Origin of the sequence: Vibrio sp. ED004 (assembly GCF_023206395.1) — a bacterium.
In the GTDB taxonomy this organism is placed as follows: domain Bacteria; phylum Pseudomonadota; class Gammaproteobacteria; order Enterobacterales; family Vibrionaceae; genus Vibrio.
In genome coordinates this window covers 2,185,447-2,201,336 of the sequence record NZ_CP066149.1, presented here as the reverse complement: position 1 = coordinate 2,201,336, position 15,890 = coordinate 2,185,447, and the positions used below count along the sequence as shown (strand labels likewise).

Sequence of the window (15,890 nt, the reverse complement as noted above, 5' to 3'; positions counted from 1 at the left end):
AATCGTAGTAAAGATCTCAAGAATCAACTCACTAAGTTTTGCGGGTTACCTGAGACAAAGCCATCTATGTTGTCCATTAATATATCCGACAGCTTTTGAATGGAACTGTCACTGCCCCACGCCACATGTGGTGTCAGTAGTAAGTTAGGTAAGTGGCTGTTGGCCAATAGTGGATTTGACTTATCTGCAGGCTCTTGTGTGAACACATCCATGCCCGCTCCGGCAATCTCATGATTTTTCAAAGCCTCAACTAGGGCTTGCTCATCGACCAATCCACCACGCCCTGCATTGATCAGCACCGCGCTTGGTTTCATCATAGATAACTCGCGCTCCGAAATCAGATTTCGCGTCGCTTCAGTCAATGGACAATGTAGACTTATCGCATCCGCTTGCTGTAATACCGTTTCAAAGGGCAGGTAACCTTCTCGACAAGAGTCAGCCCCTTTACGTTCAGCAAAGATGACGTTCATACCAATCGCTTTAGCTAATATCGCAGTTGCTTGCCCTAAGCTGCCACTGCCCATTAAGCCCAATGTACTGCCCGCAATATCCTGAATCGGATGTGTAAAGAAACAGAACTGCTTATCCTTCTGCCACTCTCCCGCTTCAATATCTTGGTGATAACCGACGAGGTTTCTCTTTAACGTAAATAGCATTGCAATTACATGCTCAGGCACTGATTGAGTCGCGTAGCCCTGTACGTTAGCCACCGCGATATTGTTGCTCTTGCAGTATTCCACATCGACATTGTTTACACCTGTCGCAGAAACCGCGATCAGTTTCAATTGATGTGCATGAGCCAAATTCGATTCATTGAGCACCACTTTATTGGTGATCACGACATCGGCACCTTCAACTCGCTCTGAGACTTGCTCGGGAGTTGTGAAATCGTACTCAATCCATTCATGTTCAAAGCTAAGAGGTTTTAAGTTGATTTGAGATGGGATGGTGGCTCGGTCGAGAAAGACCACTTTCAGCTTCGGCATTGTACTTCCTGGGATAAGTCGATTGATTACTTTTATTCTAAGCTTTTAGCTTACTGTAGTCTGGAAGCTCTGGCGCAATTTCAAAGTGTTGTTCAATTTGTGGTGACGCTTGAGGATAAAACTCACAAGGGACAAAGGCTTTGAACAGTTGATTGTTTGCTGGATGATAGAAGCTCAGTTCGCACGCATGCAAAGCCAGCCGATCGCTATGCTCAAAAGCTTCAGGCGTTGCATAAAACTCATCGCCCACAATTGGGTTCCCTATTTCCATACAATGCACACGCAACTGATGAGAACGGCCGGTAATCGGCAGTAACTTCAATAAGGTGGTTTGAGCCTCTTCTTGCTCTACCACATAACAAGTCTGTGATGGCTTGCCGTCATCAAAACACACTTTCTCTCTAGGGCGGTTCGGCCAATCACAGGTGAGTGGCAGATCAATGAGACCTTCTTTTTCTTCTACTGAACCCCACACTCGTGCGTAATAGAGCTTATGTGTCAGTCGATATTGGAACTGCTTCTTCAAATGCCGCTCAGCTTGTTTATGTTTAGCCAACAACATCAAGCCAGATGTAGACATATCCAAACGATGCACGACCTAAATATCAGTAAACTCTTCAACCAACCGGCTCCACATACTGTCGTAATGCTCTGGCAATCTTCCCGGTACTGAAAGCAGGCCTGCAGGCTTGTTCAACACAAGAATATCGTCATCTTGATAGACAATGTCGATCCACGGTTCACGTGGTGGTGTGTACTGTTCTAACGCCATTGAAGCCTCTTAATTACTAGTGAGTAAATAATTTACGGTTGATTTGTTTATTATTAAATACAATTTCCAACATTTTCGTACATAAAAGTTGACGACTTTACAAAACATGGTATTGATAGGGTAACGGAAAATAAGAAGTCAGCATCAAAGGAAAAATGATGGAAAGTACGGTTAAAACAACCACCGAAAAAACACAAACCTCTGCTCCCCTATCAAGTTTAATCAAATCTCTTGGCCCAGGCATTATGATGGCCGCAGCAGCTGTAGGTGGCTCACATTTAGTTGCCTCGACCAAGGCTGGTGCGATTTATGGCTGGCAGCTCGCAGCTCTTATTATCCTAGTTAACGTATTTAAATACCCATTCTTTAGAGCCGGTATCCAATATACATTGGGAACAGGTCAAAGCTTAGTTGAGGGTTACTCTAATCTAGGTCGCCCATACCTTGTGATCTTTTCAATATTGAGCGCGATTTCCGCCGTCGTGAACACGGCTGCTTTGTTACTGTTCAGTGCAAGTTTACTTAGCTACTTTATTCCTTTCGAACTCGCCACCAGCACATTGTGCATGATCGTTTTAGCAACCTGCTTGATCATTCTATTTGCAGGTCACTATCGTGCTCTTGATACGTTATCTAAGGCGATCATGGCGATCCTGACCATCACAACCTTAGCTGCCGTTGCGATTGCTATTGGCTCTCCTGTTGAACCTGATGCAGCTTTTGTTCCGCCATCTCCTTGGTCGTTGGCCGCTATCGGCTTTATCGTCGTGACCATGGGTTGGATGCCAGCCCCTATCGAGATATCCAGCATCACCTCTATGTGGCTAAAAAGCCAAAAAGAGAAGCAAGAAGTCACAGCTCAATCTGCCTTATTCGATTTCAACGTCGGCTACATTGGTACGGCGCTGCTTGCTTTAGTATTCGTGGCTTTAGGTGCTCTAGTGCTTCACGGTTCAGGTGTTGAACTGTCTCGCTCTGGTGTTGGTTTTACTCATCAATTGGTGGGTATCTACGCCTCAACGATTGGTGAATGGTCTCGTCCGCTCATCGCCATCATTGCTTTCTTCTGCATCTTTGGCAGCACAATTACGGTTATCGACGGCTACTCACGTGTACTTGCTGAATCGCAACGTCTGTTATTCAAAAAAGAGTCGAGCCCACGCATGCTGCAAGGCTGGATCATCATTGTCTCTATCGCGGCATTAGCGATTGTGATGTTCTTTAGCGCGGCATTGATGCCAATGTTGGATTTTGCAATGGTACTCGCCTTCGCAACAACGCCATTCTTCGCGCTGCTTAACTTCATTTTGGTGAACAAAGCCAAGCTTCCTGAAGCACTAGCGATTGGCAGCAAGTTAAAATGGCTGTCTGTAGCAGGTCTTGTGTACCTATTTGGTTTCCTAGCAGTATTTGTTTGGTGGAAATGGTTAATGTAATTCCTCTGCTATTACATCTTTCAACAATCAAAATATCTTTCAACCGCTAGATAAAAATAAGGCCTTCATGATGAAGGCCTTATTTCGTTGAAGCATTTCGCTAATTCAAAACTAGTTGTGAGAAACCACAATCAAGCGTAATGAATCCAGCTGAACCTGAGCTTTGCTGATGTAACTTGTCAGCTCATTGATTTGAGCTTCGATAACCTCAAGCTCTTCATCACGAATGTTCGGGTTAACCGCTTTAAGCGCTTGTAGACGCTCTAACTCACCATTCAAGTTAGTTTGCATATCTTTCTGAGCTTGCTGACGCACTTCTTCAACCTTCGGCAGTACATGTGTCTCACCCGCTTCGATTAGCTTGTGAATCTCGCCTTGTACCGAGTTCACCAACTTGCTCGCTAAGTGACGGTTTACAGGGCTTAGCTGGCGGTTAAAGCTATCAAACTCAACCTGATCAGATAGATCGTTACCACGGCCATCCATCATCAAACGAATCGGTGTCTTAGGCAGGAACTGGCTGATACCGCTGCGTTTCGGTGCTTGTGCATCCACAAGGTAAACCAGCTCAAGCAGGATAGTACCTACAGGCAACGCTTTGTTTTTCAGCAGTGATACCGCTGACGCACCGACACCTTCACTCAATAGCAGATCAATACCGCCTTGAATCATTGGGTGCTCCCAGCTAATGAAGTTCATGTCTTCACGAGAAAGGGCTGTATCACGATCGAACGTGATGGTCGCACCTTCATAAGGTAAACCTGGGTAGCTTGGTACCATCATGTGCTCAGATGGTGTCACTACTAGTGCATTTTCACCCTTGTCGTCTTGGTTCAAACCAATCGTGTCGAACAGGCTCAGTGCAAACGTTACTAAGTTAGTATCGCCATCAGTTGATGCAATCTTCTCTGCGATTTCGTGCGCTTTGTCGCCACCGTTTGAGTGCATCTCAAGTAGGCGATCTCGGCCTTTTTCTAGGTCCGCTTTTAGGCTTTGATTTAGCTTGGCAGACTCTTCAATCACTTCATCAAGCTGATCGGTATTACCAGAAGCCAGCATTTCGATAAGAACATCTGAATACTTGTCGTAAACCGTGCGACCCGTTGGGCACGTTTCTGCGAATGCATTTAAGCCCTCATCAAACCAACGCGCTAGAATCGCCTGTGACGTGCCTTTTAGGTAAGGAATATGGATATCGATGTCACGCAGTTGACCGATACGGTCCAAACGGCCAATACGTTGTTCAAGTAAGTCTGGGTTGAACGGCAGATCGAACATCACTAGCTGGTTCGCGAACTGGAAGTTACGACCTTCAGAGCCAATTTCACTACAGATCAGAACCTGAGCACCGCCCTCTTCTTGAGCAAAGTAAGCCGCGGCTTTATCACGCTCTAGAATCGACATGCCTTCGTGGAATACGGTTGCACGTACACCTTCACGTTCACGCAGTGCTTGCTCTAATTGAAGAGCTGTACTTGCACGTGATGCGATCACTAGGATTTTTTCGCTACGCTTGTCTTGGATCTTTTCAATCAGCCAGTTAACACGTGAGTCGAACTGCCACCAGCTTGAGTCTTCACCTTCAAACTCTTGGAAGATCTCTTCTGGGTACAACATCTTCATCGCACGAGCTTCTGGTGCCATCTTGCCACCGATCATGCCCGATACACGCATCGAGGTTGTGTACTGCGTTGGAATGTCCATCGGCAGTAGATTTACGTTACGCTTAGGAAAACCTTTGATCGCAGCACGTGTGTTTCTAAATAGAACACGGCCAGTACCATGGCGATCCATAAGGTTATCAATCAGTTCTTGGCGAGCCAGTGCTTGCTCTTCTTCGCTGCTATCACCTTCGATAACGCGGAATAGAGGCTCTACATCTTGCTCCGAAAGCAGTTCAGTAATCTGATTCTTCGCACTGTTTTCAAGCTTCACGCCAGAGAATAGCGCTGTTACTGCATCAGCAACCGGTGCGTATTGATCTTCTTCTTCAACAAATGCTTCGTAATCGTAGAAACGATCAGGATCCAGCAAGCGCAGACGTGCAAAGTGGCTCTCACGACCCAATTGCTCTGGAGTTGCTGTTAGCAGTAGTACGCCAGAGGTATTTTCAGCTAAGCCTTCCACCACTTGGTATTCGCGGCTTGGTTTATCTTGGCTCCACTCAAGGTGGTGCGCTTCATCGACAACCAACAAATCCCACTCGCCTTCAAGGGCTTGCTCGTAGCGCTTGCGGCTCTTACGTAGGAAATCCAGAGAACACAGAACGTATTGCTGAGTATCAAATGGGTTATCTGATTCAGCGAAAGATTCGATACAACGCTCTTCATCAAAGATCGAGAAGTGCAGATTGAAACGGCGCATCATCTCTACTAACCATTGGTGTTGTAGAGTTTCAGGTACCACAATCAGAATACGTTCAGCACGGCCAGACAGCACCTGTTGGTGGATGATCATGCCGGCTTCGATGGTTTTACCTAGGCCAACTTCATCGGCAAGTAAAACACGTGGAGCGTGACGACGACCCACTTCATGAGCAATGTACAATTGGTGAGGAATCAAGCCAGCACGCATACCACACAGGCCGCGCATTGGGCTCTTGTGTTGTTGGTATTGATTGCTTAGCGCGCGGTAACGCAACACAAAGTTATCCATACGGTCGATTTGACCTGCGTACAGTTTATCTTGTGGCTTGTTAAAGCGGATCTGATTGCTTAAGAAGATTTCACGCAGAGTGACTTCTGTTTCTTGGGTATCTTCGCGAGTACCTAAGTAGGTTAGCAGTCCTTTGTCTTCGATAACTTCTTCGACAGACAGAGACCAACCTTCTTGGCATTCGATGACATCGCCTACATTAAACGTTACTCGGGTTACGGGAGCATCAGTACGTGCATAGACACGGTTTTCTTCTGATGCTGCAAACATTAGTGTCACTGTGCGAGCATCCATTGCTACAACGGTACCTAAACCTAAATCGCTCTCCGTATCGCTTATCCAGCGTTGCCCCAAAGCAAATGTCATGAATCGACTACCTCAATCTTATAGTTGGAATTTGGTCTTTTTTAACTGCAATTTTGAACAAGAGCATTATCGCTCCCGAACTAAAAATATAGCCAAAAATGCCTAGTTTGCAGCCACTTTTTAAGTGCGCTCTAGATAATAAATATCTCGAGAAAATGGTGCAGAAAAAGGTCGCTAATCTTACTCGATGCTGTGATTTAGGTCACGCCTAAAGGAGATGATTTCGTGCTTTTTTTCTGTTTTCGCCAGTGCAATCAAACTGTCAAAAAATCATGGTTAATCTATAGGTAGCAGATTGCTGCTCTCAAACGAATACGCCATATTCATCGACGACGATATGGCGATATTCCTCTAGATGAAGTTTAGGTGAGTAGTTGACTATCACCAGAATCAGATACTAATCTTTATATGAGCTTTATCTACGTTCAATGAATGCAAAGCAAGCCGCACGTCGGCAAGGAGATGCTATGGGCGAGACCAACCGGAAGCTATTTGTTTTAGACACCAATATCCTACTTCACGAACCCTTCGCTATATTTTCTTTCCAAGAGCACGATGTCGTTATCCCCATGACAGTGCTAGAAGAACTCGACAGAATCAAAGACAGTAAAAGAGACGTTGCTCGAGATGCGAGAATTGCGATTCGAACGCTCGAGGATCTATTCAGGGAAGCCACACCAGATCAAATCTCGGAAGGCATTCCATTTTCTAAAGAGATTAACGCCTCTGGCAGTATTTCAATACTCGCAGATTACGAACTTCAAGAAAGCATCAAGGCCTTCGCCGACGACAAAGCTGGCGATAACCGAATCCTCAACGCAGTCCTCTATCTTCAAAACAAACGCGCGCCACGCGAAGTGGTTCTCATCACCAAAGACATCAACATGCGCTTACGGGCAAAAGGCGCAGGCGTTCGCTTTGTTGAAGATTACCAAACAGACCAACTGATCGATGACATCCAATACCTCACCAAAGGCTTTCAACAACTGGAAGGTTCCTTTTGGGATGGTATCGACAATGTCGAGAGCAGAAGCTTAGGTGGTAAGACGCTGCACACTTTAGCAAGAGAACCATTCGAACCTACGTTCCTCAACCAATATGTGATTGACGAAGAGAGTGACTTTGCCGCTCGAGTCGAAGAGATTGAACCAGAAAGCATTACACTGAGAGACCTCAGTCGCGAAAGACTGATGAATCGCAGAGCATGGGACATCACACCCAAAAACGTCTATCAAGGTATGGCGATCGATGCCCTGCTCGACCCCGATATTGACCTCGTAATCCTCACTGGTGCGGCAGGTAGTGGTAAGACACTGTTAGCTATGGCCGCTGCACTTGAACAAACAATTGAACGTAAACAGTTCGATAAGATCATCGTAACCCGAAACACGCCCGACATTGGTGAGTCGATTGGTTTCCTTCCGGGTACCGAAGAAGAGAAGATGTTGCCTTGGTTGGCCGCAGTAACCGATACGCTCGAAGCGCTGCACAAGAATGACCACTGTACTGAAGGTTCAATGAAGTACATCTGTGACAAAGCCAACATCCAGTTCAAATCGATCAACTTCATGCGTGGCCGTTCAATTCAGAATGCGTTTGTGCTTCTCGATGAGTGTCAGAACCTCACTGCATCACAAATCAAAACCATCATCACCCGTTGTGGTGAAGGGACCAAGATTGTCTGCTCAGGCAACCTAGCGCAGATAGACTCTTCTTACTTAACCCCTGTAACTTCAGGCTTAACCTACATGGTTGAGCGTTTTAAAAACTTCGAAGGCAGTGCCAATATCCACCTCAATGGCGTGGTACGTAGCCGACTGGCAGAGTTTGCTGAAGAGAACATGTAGTGACTCTATACGCTCACTGAATCAGTAATCTAAAAACAAAAAGCGCCTCACATTGGAGGCGCTTTTCAATTTAATCTTTTGAAGTAAGTTGGCAGAGATTCGTCGGAGTTACTCAGTACCACCAACGGTTAGCGAGTCTAGCTTCAATGTTGGCTGACCAACACCGACTGGCACACTTTGACCAGCCTTACCACACACACCTACACCACGGTCGATGCTTAGGTCGTTACCGACCATAGACACTTGCTGCATCGCTTCAATACCAGAACCGATCAACGTTGCACCCTTCACTGGGTGAGTGATCTTACCGTTTTCAATCATGTAAGCTTCAGAAGCCGAGAATACAAACTTACCAGAAGTAATATCAACCTGACCGCCGCCGAAGTTTGGTGCGTAGATACCTTTATCAACCGTTGCAATGATCTCTTCAGGTGTGTGCTCACCCGGTAGCATGTAGGTGTTCGTCATACGTGGCATTGGAAGATGCGCGTAGGACTCACGACGACCGTTACCTGTAGGAGCAACACCCATTAGACGAGCATTCAGCTTGTCTTGCATGTAACCTTTTAGGATGCCGTTTTCGATTAACGTATTGTACTGACCGTTGACACCTTCATCATCGACGTTCAATGAGCCACGAAGATCAGTCAATGTACCGTCATCAACAATCGTACATAGGCTTGAAGTAACTTGCTCGCCAACTTTACCCGAGAATACTGAAGATTCTTTACGGTTGAAGTCACCTTCTAAACCGTGACCTACCGCTTCGTGCAGTAGAACGCCCGGCCAACCAGAACCAAGAACCACAGGCATTGCACCAGCAGGCGCAGCAACCGCTTCAAGGTTAACTAATGCTTGACGAATCGCTTCATCAGCAAACTGATAAGCAACTTGAGTACCTTTGTCATCGCTTAGGAAGAAGTCGTAACCAAAACGGCCACCACCACCAGCACTACCACGCTCACGGCGATCGCCTTTCTGCGCAAGTACACTGATTGATAGACGAACAAGCGGACGAATATCGCCTGCGTAAGTTCCATCAGTCGCAGCAACCAGCATCTGCTCATGCACACCGCTTAGGCTTACCGATACTTCAGTCACCATAGGCTCTTTAGTACGAATGTAAGCATCTAATGATTTTAGTAATTCTGTTTTCTGCTGTTTTTCCCAGCTTGCTAGCGGGTTAACTGCATCATAGTAAGTTTGATTAGAGTTGCGTTTAAACGCTTGTACCTTGCCGTTTTGACCTTGCTTCGCGATACCACGAGCCGCAATTGCGCTCTGTTTAAGGCCATCCAGTTGAATTTGGTCAGAGTAAGCAAAGCCGGTCTTTTCGCCAGATACCGCGCGAACACCAACACCGCAATCGATATTGAAAGAACCGTCTTTGATGATGCTGTCTTCTAGCACCAAAGATTCGTGCCAGCTTGACTGAAAGTAGATATCAGCATAATCAATTTGGCGGGTAGCAATGCTCGCCAATGTATCTGCGATATTTTGCTCCGTAAGCCCTGTTGGGTTCAGTAGCGCTTCTTCAATTTGATTAATGCTCATAGATGGCTCTTGTTTGTAATTAAAATTGATTGGTAAATCGAGAGTGTTGCGCGATGGGCATATTTTGCCTGATTGATTCGCAACTGGACGTGTCTATCTCAACCACCATACTTTTAGGATCTTGGTCTAACTGTGCGACCACTCTTCCCCAGGGATCAACCACCATAGAGTGTCCCCATGTTTCTCTTTGGCAAGGGTGTTTGCCCCCTTGCCCTACCGCAACGATCCACGATTGTGTTTCGATCGCACGGCATCTTAATAGTGCTTCCCAATGCGCCTGTCCGGTTACTGCGGTAAACGCTGCCGGAACCACTATGATTTGCGCACCTTGCTTACGTAACTCGGAATACAAGTGTGGAAAGCGCACATCATAACAAATACTCAAACCTAAGCGACCAAAAGGCGTTTCCGCTGTCACAACTCGGTCACCCGGTGTGAAAATATCGGACTCTCGATAGCACTTATGGGCATCTGCGACATCTACATCAAACATGTGTAGCTTGTCGTAGTGAGCAACCAAGCAACCAAAATCATCAATCACCAAGGTGGTAGTAGTCACGCCTTTAGTTGACCTTATCGGCATACTGCCAACAATAATCCAAATACGATGAAGCTTGGCTAGATCAGACAATTGCTTTTGCAATGGGCCGTCATTTAAAGGCTCTGCATATTGGTGATAGTCCGCTTTACTGCCAAAAACCAATGCATTTTCAGGGCAAACTACCCACTTAGCCCCTAACTCTTTGCACTTCACTATCTCTTGAGCGAGATAATCGAGATTGCTTTCAGGGTTAGGGCCTGAAGTCATTTGAATCAATCCAACACAATCCATGTGTACCGCTTCTCCATTCATTATGATTCAGAAATCTGTATTTAGCCGCATATAAACTCACTAGCATCTAACGGTTATTCGGCTAATTTCCTCAGTTTCTCTGGTAGCTGGAACTCTCCAGAGCTACGAGAAAGCTCGCTCACCGTTGGTGAATCAAGCGGTCCTTTCACTGAGTAGTTAACCTGAGTAAAGACCTCAACAACAGGTGAAATCACCGTGGTCACCGCCAACACGTACAACGCGGTTTGAGGCGTTACCGCAAACGCCGTTAATACTGGAATACCAGAGGTAATATCTGGGGTGAAGTTTACCTCAGCATCGACCTGACGCGTATTAAGGTTAGCGATACCTTTGATCTTCATTTCACCGGCCACCGCATCCATGTTCAGGTCGTTGGTTAGGAAGATACCGTTTTGGATCTCGCCCGTACCAGTTATGCTGTTAAATGCCATGCCTTTGTCAAACACATCAGAAAAGTCGAGCTGCATTTTACGGATGATCGAATCCAAGCTAAACAGACCTAGCAATCGAGCTGCACCACTCACATCTGAGATAATGCCTTTGCCAAACTTGGTTTTGACGTTGCCATCAAGGGTATCCATTTTGATTCCCCAAGGCGAACCATCCCAGTTCAGTTGGCCTTCCAATGCAAATGGCGCTTTTTGAATGCCGGAAGTAATACCGAAGCGTTCCATTAGCTCACTGTTATTTTCACCCTCAACATCAACCGTTAGCGCGGAATGACTCTTGTCACCGTCCAGTTCCCACCAGCCACTAACATCAGCTTTGTTGCCGCCGCTACGAACCTGAATCTTCTTCCAATCAATACGGTTATCCTGTCTAGCCATCTCAACATCGACTTTACCGACCTTATAGCCTTGCAGCCAAAAATCGTTAAGAGTCAGCGTCAAATTCGGCATCGCATCATGGATCTTTCTATCTAACTCAGAGATCAATGGCGCTTCTTGCGGTTTGCGTTGCAGTAATTGCTCTTGCTTGTCTTTGTCGCTCCATTCAGGAACAAACAAGTGCAGACGATCCAGTGAAACCGTTAAATCGTAAGGAGGTAGATAATTAATGTCGCCTTCTAACTCTTGGCTAGACACTTCCATCTGCCACGCTTGCTTGTTCTTACGAGCGCTAAAATCAACATCGTTCCAAGAAATACCACCTAAGATCAGCTCTTTACTCTCAAAAGTAATACGGCTTGGCGCTGGAATGGTTGGCGTGTTCATTTGGCTCAGCACAGCGGTTGACGGTTGTACGGGCTCCATTACAACCGATAACCAATCATCGGCATTAAATTTGTCAGTACGAATCAGTGCATGATGGCCAACAACTGGGCTAATTTTATAACCACCACGACCCAATACTAAGTTAGTCGCCGTTAACTCAGGCACATCGCCTGTAATATCGATTTCAGCTTGGTACTTGGTATTCGGCAGTTGCAGGCGCGCTGTAATCGCTTCTTGGTTGCCCGACGCTTGTAGCCTTGCAGAGCCACTTTCCAATGACTTTTTCGCCAATGGGTATGGGTAATCACTCGCCAGATACTTAAGATCAGACTGTAAATCCAGTTGGTATGTAAAACCGATGTCATTGAGTTGGATATCAATCTGACTTTGCCATTGTGCATGACCAGACAGACGGCTTAGCCATTGTTCACCAATGTAAGGTTCGAGAGGCTTAACATCCCAATCGCCCAACACATCGATATCAACCGCATAGCCGGGGCCATCATTCAGGCCTTTAAAATCAATCGAAATACCTTGCTTCAGCAAATCCGCAGCAAGGCCATTTGCCGTAACCACATCATTATCAAATTCGATACGACCCGTGGTGTTTTCTAGCACCATCGGTGGCGCTTCAATCTCAACATGGTTTTCGTTTAGGTCAGCGTAGCCCCACGCTCTTGCTTCTTTATCCGAATCAAACGGGATATTAAGCTGGAACTCCGAAGAGACATCACCACTGACTTGAAGTGCAGTTAACGCAGCGCCGACCGAACCCACCAATGGCGAAGATGTCATGTAATCACGCACCGCATTGCCAGACGCCGTAGCCTTGGCTTCAATCTCAATATGACCGCCTTCCCCTAAGTAAGGAATGCGCCCTGTGATTCGGTCTGCCGTTACATCCATCAGTTGTGCTGAACGGGAATCCAGGTGCATCGCATCATTTTCAAATAATAGATCAAGCTGAAGGTCGGTAATCAATGGCCACGCGGTATCGAAGCTAAATTTAGCGTCTTCTAGTCCTACCCAAACTTGGAAAATACCATCATGATTGGTGTATGGATATTGAGCTAGCTCACCATGCCACAACAGTTTTACGGTATCCGCTTTACCTGCTTGAATCGCAGTTGAAAGGTAATCTGTAAGATCTTGTCCAAGTGCTAACGTTGGTAGGTAGCGCCATGTTTCGCCAACATTGTAAGCGTCCGCTTCACCGTAGAACGATAAGAATGGGCTAGCATCTTTTGGAAAGTCTAAGCGAAATGCACCTAATACTTGTAGATCTGGCGTGGCTGCCGTGACTTTGTCAGACCAAAGCTTCCACCCGTTTTCATCTTGCTGCCAAACAATATCAACCTGACCTTGTTTGATATTCAACGGCGCTTGGAAAACATCACCATAAGGGAATACATCGTCGATAACATGTAGGCTAGCTTTCGCTTCTGATGCAGAGCCAAACACGCTACCGGACACTTGGCTAAAGCCAGGGACGAGTTCCCATTGCTCGATAGCAAGATCAGAGAAGCTCGCTGAGTAACGTAGACTCTCGATGCCTGAACCCATGGATACGCGAATATCAGAAACAGAACCGCCCGGAGCCAATACGTTAATCATTTTGGTGGATTGCTCTGAATCCGGCAGAAGCTTAATCAGCGGCGTAATTGTCTCAATATTGAGTTCAGAGACATTCAGCTCCCAAGGCCCTTTGTTCCACTTAAATGCCACATCCAGTTCTGGCCAAGGCGTATCGTCAGTTCTCAAATTAAGTGAGTGACCATTTACTTGCCAAGCATCATCAATCGGAGACAACTTAAAGACGCCAGATTCAAGCATCAAGTCATGCTTGCCATCTTCGTTCCACGTCAATTCTGAAGGCAGAACTTCAACATAAGCGCTCACAGGTTTGCTATTATGCAGTGTTAGCCAGCTATTTAGGCTCACTGTACCCGTTTCAATGCCGGATTCCGCCTGCATATAACGCGTTAGCCAAGGTTTTACTGAGATACTGTCTGCACTGACATAAAACTCGCCCGTCACATCCGTCAGCGATCCGCCATCAATAAAGTTAGCGCTCACTGACAAAGAGTTAAGGTTGGCGTCTTTGATGCTCACCACACCTTCCGCAAGGTGGTGTTTACCCGAGTTCTGCCATTTCAGAGTTTCGATATCTAACTGACGTTCTTCATCAGAAACAGCTCGATATAAAATCGTGGAATCTTTGGCGGTCACATCCACTAAAGTCTTAAGTAATAGATTATCTAGCTCTTGCATCACACGCTTGGAGGAACCCGAATCTTTAGGTTTCTCGGTGCCGTTTTGCGCAGCAAACAGATCAATAGTGCGGATATCGAGGTACATTTGATTCATGACCAGATCGGCCACGACAGGACGCATCTGAACGACCGATTGAATCAAGTCAAACTCGACTTCAACACGCTCAACAGAGAAGGTCACATCTTCTGCATTAGGAAGGCTGGCTTTTACGCCTTGCAGAGCAATAGAGGGGTGAGTGTTACGCCAAAAACCGCCCACGTCTTGAATTGAAAAATCAAAACCGGAATGTTGGTTTACCCAAAGCTCAATTTCAGATTGATACTTGTTTAAATTGGGTAAGGCTACACGAAGTGTAGTAACGGCAATGGCTAGCGTTACTAAGAGAGTAACCACTAACCATAAACATGCACGTAAAATCAGAGTAACGCTTGAGCTCACAAAATTTCCATTACATCATAACAACGTCAAACTGCTCTTGTATGTACAGAGGCTCAGCCTGGATTTTAACTTGTTTACCAATAAACACTTCAAGCTCAGCAAGCGCATGTGATTCATCGCCCTCTAACGCCTCGGCAACAGCCGCTGCCGCATAGACAACAAACTTATCGGCGTCGTACGCACGGTTCACACGCGTGATTTCTCGAAGTATTTCATAACAAACGGTTTCGACTGTCTTCACGCTGCCACGACCTTCACAAGCTGGACAACTAGAACACAGGATATGCTCAATACTTTCGCGGGTACGCTTACGCGTCATCTCAACCAAACCAAGCTGCGTGAAGCCATTAATATTGGTTTTAACGCGATCTTTGTCGAGCGCAGCCTCTAAAGAAGTTAGTACTCGCTTACGATGCTCCTCAGACAACATATCGATGAAGTCGATAATGATGATACCGCCTAAGTTACGCAAGCGCAGCTGACGAGCAATCGCTTGGGTCGCTTCAACGTTAGTATTAAAAATAGTCTCTTCTAGATTACGACGACCAACAAACGCGCCGGTGTTAATATCAACCGTGGTCATCGCTTCAGTTTGGTCGATAATCAGATACCCACCAGACTTTAATTCGACTTTACGATCCAATGAACGTTGAATTTCGTTCTCGGTATCGTACATGTCAAAGATCGGCTTATCACCTTCATACAGCTCAAGTTTGTCAGTCAACTCAGGCACGTATTCAGAAGTAAACTCTTTAAGGTTTTCATATTCTAGACGAGAGTCGACCTGAATCTTGCTCAGCTCAGTCCCCACGAAATCACGCAAGATACGTTGGCTTAAGCAAAGCTCACCGTATAAACGAGTGCGCGCTTTGTGCTTGCCACGACGCTCTAGAACTTTGAGCCAAAGTCGCTTCAAGAATGCCGCATCTTGTGCAAGCTCATTCGAATCAGCGCCTTCGGCTGCAGTACGGATGATGAAGCCACCGTGTTCATCACAGTAACGCGACACGACTTTCTTAAGACGGTTACGTTCAGATTCGCTATCGATACGCTGAGAAACACCAACATGGCTAGCGCCCGGCATAAAGACTAGGTAACGAGATGGTAGAGTTATATCTGTAGTTAAGCGGGCACCTTTAGTACCAAGTGGATCTTTAACCACTTGAACCACAATGTCTTGTCCTTGACGAACAAGCTCTGAAATATCGCGAACCTGAAACTGCTTCTTTTCGTTTTCAGCCACACATTCAGTGTGCGGAACAATATCAGAGGCATGTAAAAAAGCTGCTTTCTCTAGGCCTATATCCACAAAAGCCGCCTGCATTCCTGGAAGAACACGGCTTACACGTCCTTTATAGATATTTCCTACGATACCGCGTCGAGCATCTCGTTCGACATGGATCTCTTGAAGAGCTCCCCCTTCAATCATGGCCACGCGAGTTTCACTCGGGGTCACGTTCAGCAACAATTCAGCACTCATGGTGCACCTCAGATT

At 46.2% G+C, this 15,890-nt stretch carries 8 protein-coding genes and 1 pseudogene; 2 read left to right on the top strand and 7 right to left on the bottom strand.

The genetic code is table 11. The features are described 5' to 3' along the window. Positions 1-23 precede the first annotated feature (23 nt). Together ITG10_RS09995 and ITG10_RS09990 are read right to left on the bottom strand one after the other, a co-directional pair. Entirely contained in the window at positions 24-986 is a 963-nt protein-coding gene (locus tag ITG10_RS09995) for a D-2-hydroxyacid dehydrogenase (RefSeq protein WP_017630728.1), read from the bottom strand. Between the two features lie 37 nt (positions 987-1,023). Next, positions 1,024-1,758 (bottom strand): annotated as a pseudogene (locus ITG10_RS09990) (pseudouridine synthase). Between the two features lie 158 nt (positions 1,759-1,916). On the opposite strand from ITG10_RS09990, the gene ITG10_RS09985 reads away from it, so the two are divergent. Further along, positions 1,917-3,194, top strand: a complete 1,278-nt coding sequence (locus ITG10_RS09985; RefSeq protein ID WP_017630731.1) for a divalent metal cation transporter — start codon at positions 1,917-1,919, stop codon at positions 3,192-3,194. Positions 3,195-3,305: 111 nt separating this feature from the next. On the opposite strand, the gene rapA is transcribed toward ITG10_RS09985, so the two are convergent. Beyond that, positions 3,306-6,215: an RNA polymerase-associated protein RapA gene (gene rapA, locus ITG10_RS09980; protein WP_017630732.1), complete on the bottom strand. Its 2,910-nt coding sequence runs from the start codon at positions 6,213-6,215 to the stop codon at positions 3,306-3,308. A gap of 467 nt (positions 6,216-6,682) precedes the next feature. Between rapA and ITG10_RS09975 the strand changes: the two genes are divergently transcribed. Continuing rightward, entirely contained in the window at positions 6,683-8,062 is a 1,380-nt protein-coding gene (locus ITG10_RS09975; RefSeq protein ID WP_017630733.1) for a PhoH family protein, read from the top strand. Positions 8,063-8,170: 108 nt separating this feature from the next. On the opposite strand, the gene tldD is transcribed toward ITG10_RS09975, so the two are convergent. The 4 genes from tldD to rng all read right to left on the bottom strand — a co-directional run bounded on the left by tldD (position 8,171) and on the right by rng (position 15,875). After that, on the bottom strand, positions 8,171-9,616 hold the full coding sequence (tldD, locus tag ITG10_RS09970) for a metalloprotease TldD (protein ID WP_017630734.1): 1,446 nt from the start codon (positions 9,614-9,616) through the stop codon (positions 8,171-8,173). Positions 9,617-9,635: 19 nt separating this feature from the next. Next, entirely contained in the window at positions 9,636-10,448 is an 813-nt protein-coding gene (locus ITG10_RS09965) for a carbon-nitrogen hydrolase family protein (protein ID WP_017630735.1), read from the bottom strand. A gap of 74 nt (positions 10,449-10,522) precedes the next feature. After that, complete coding sequence (locus tag ITG10_RS09960) at positions 10,523-14,395, bottom strand: YhdP family protein (protein WP_017630736.1); 3,873 nt, start codon at positions 14,393-14,395, stop codon at positions 10,523-10,525. 10 nt (positions 14,396-14,405) lie between these two features. Further along, positions 14,406-15,875, bottom strand: coding sequence for a ribonuclease G (rng, locus tag ITG10_RS09955; RefSeq protein ID WP_017061363.1), 1,470 nt, complete (start codon positions 15,873-15,875; stop codon positions 14,406-14,408). Positions 15,876-15,890 lie beyond the last annotated feature (15 nt).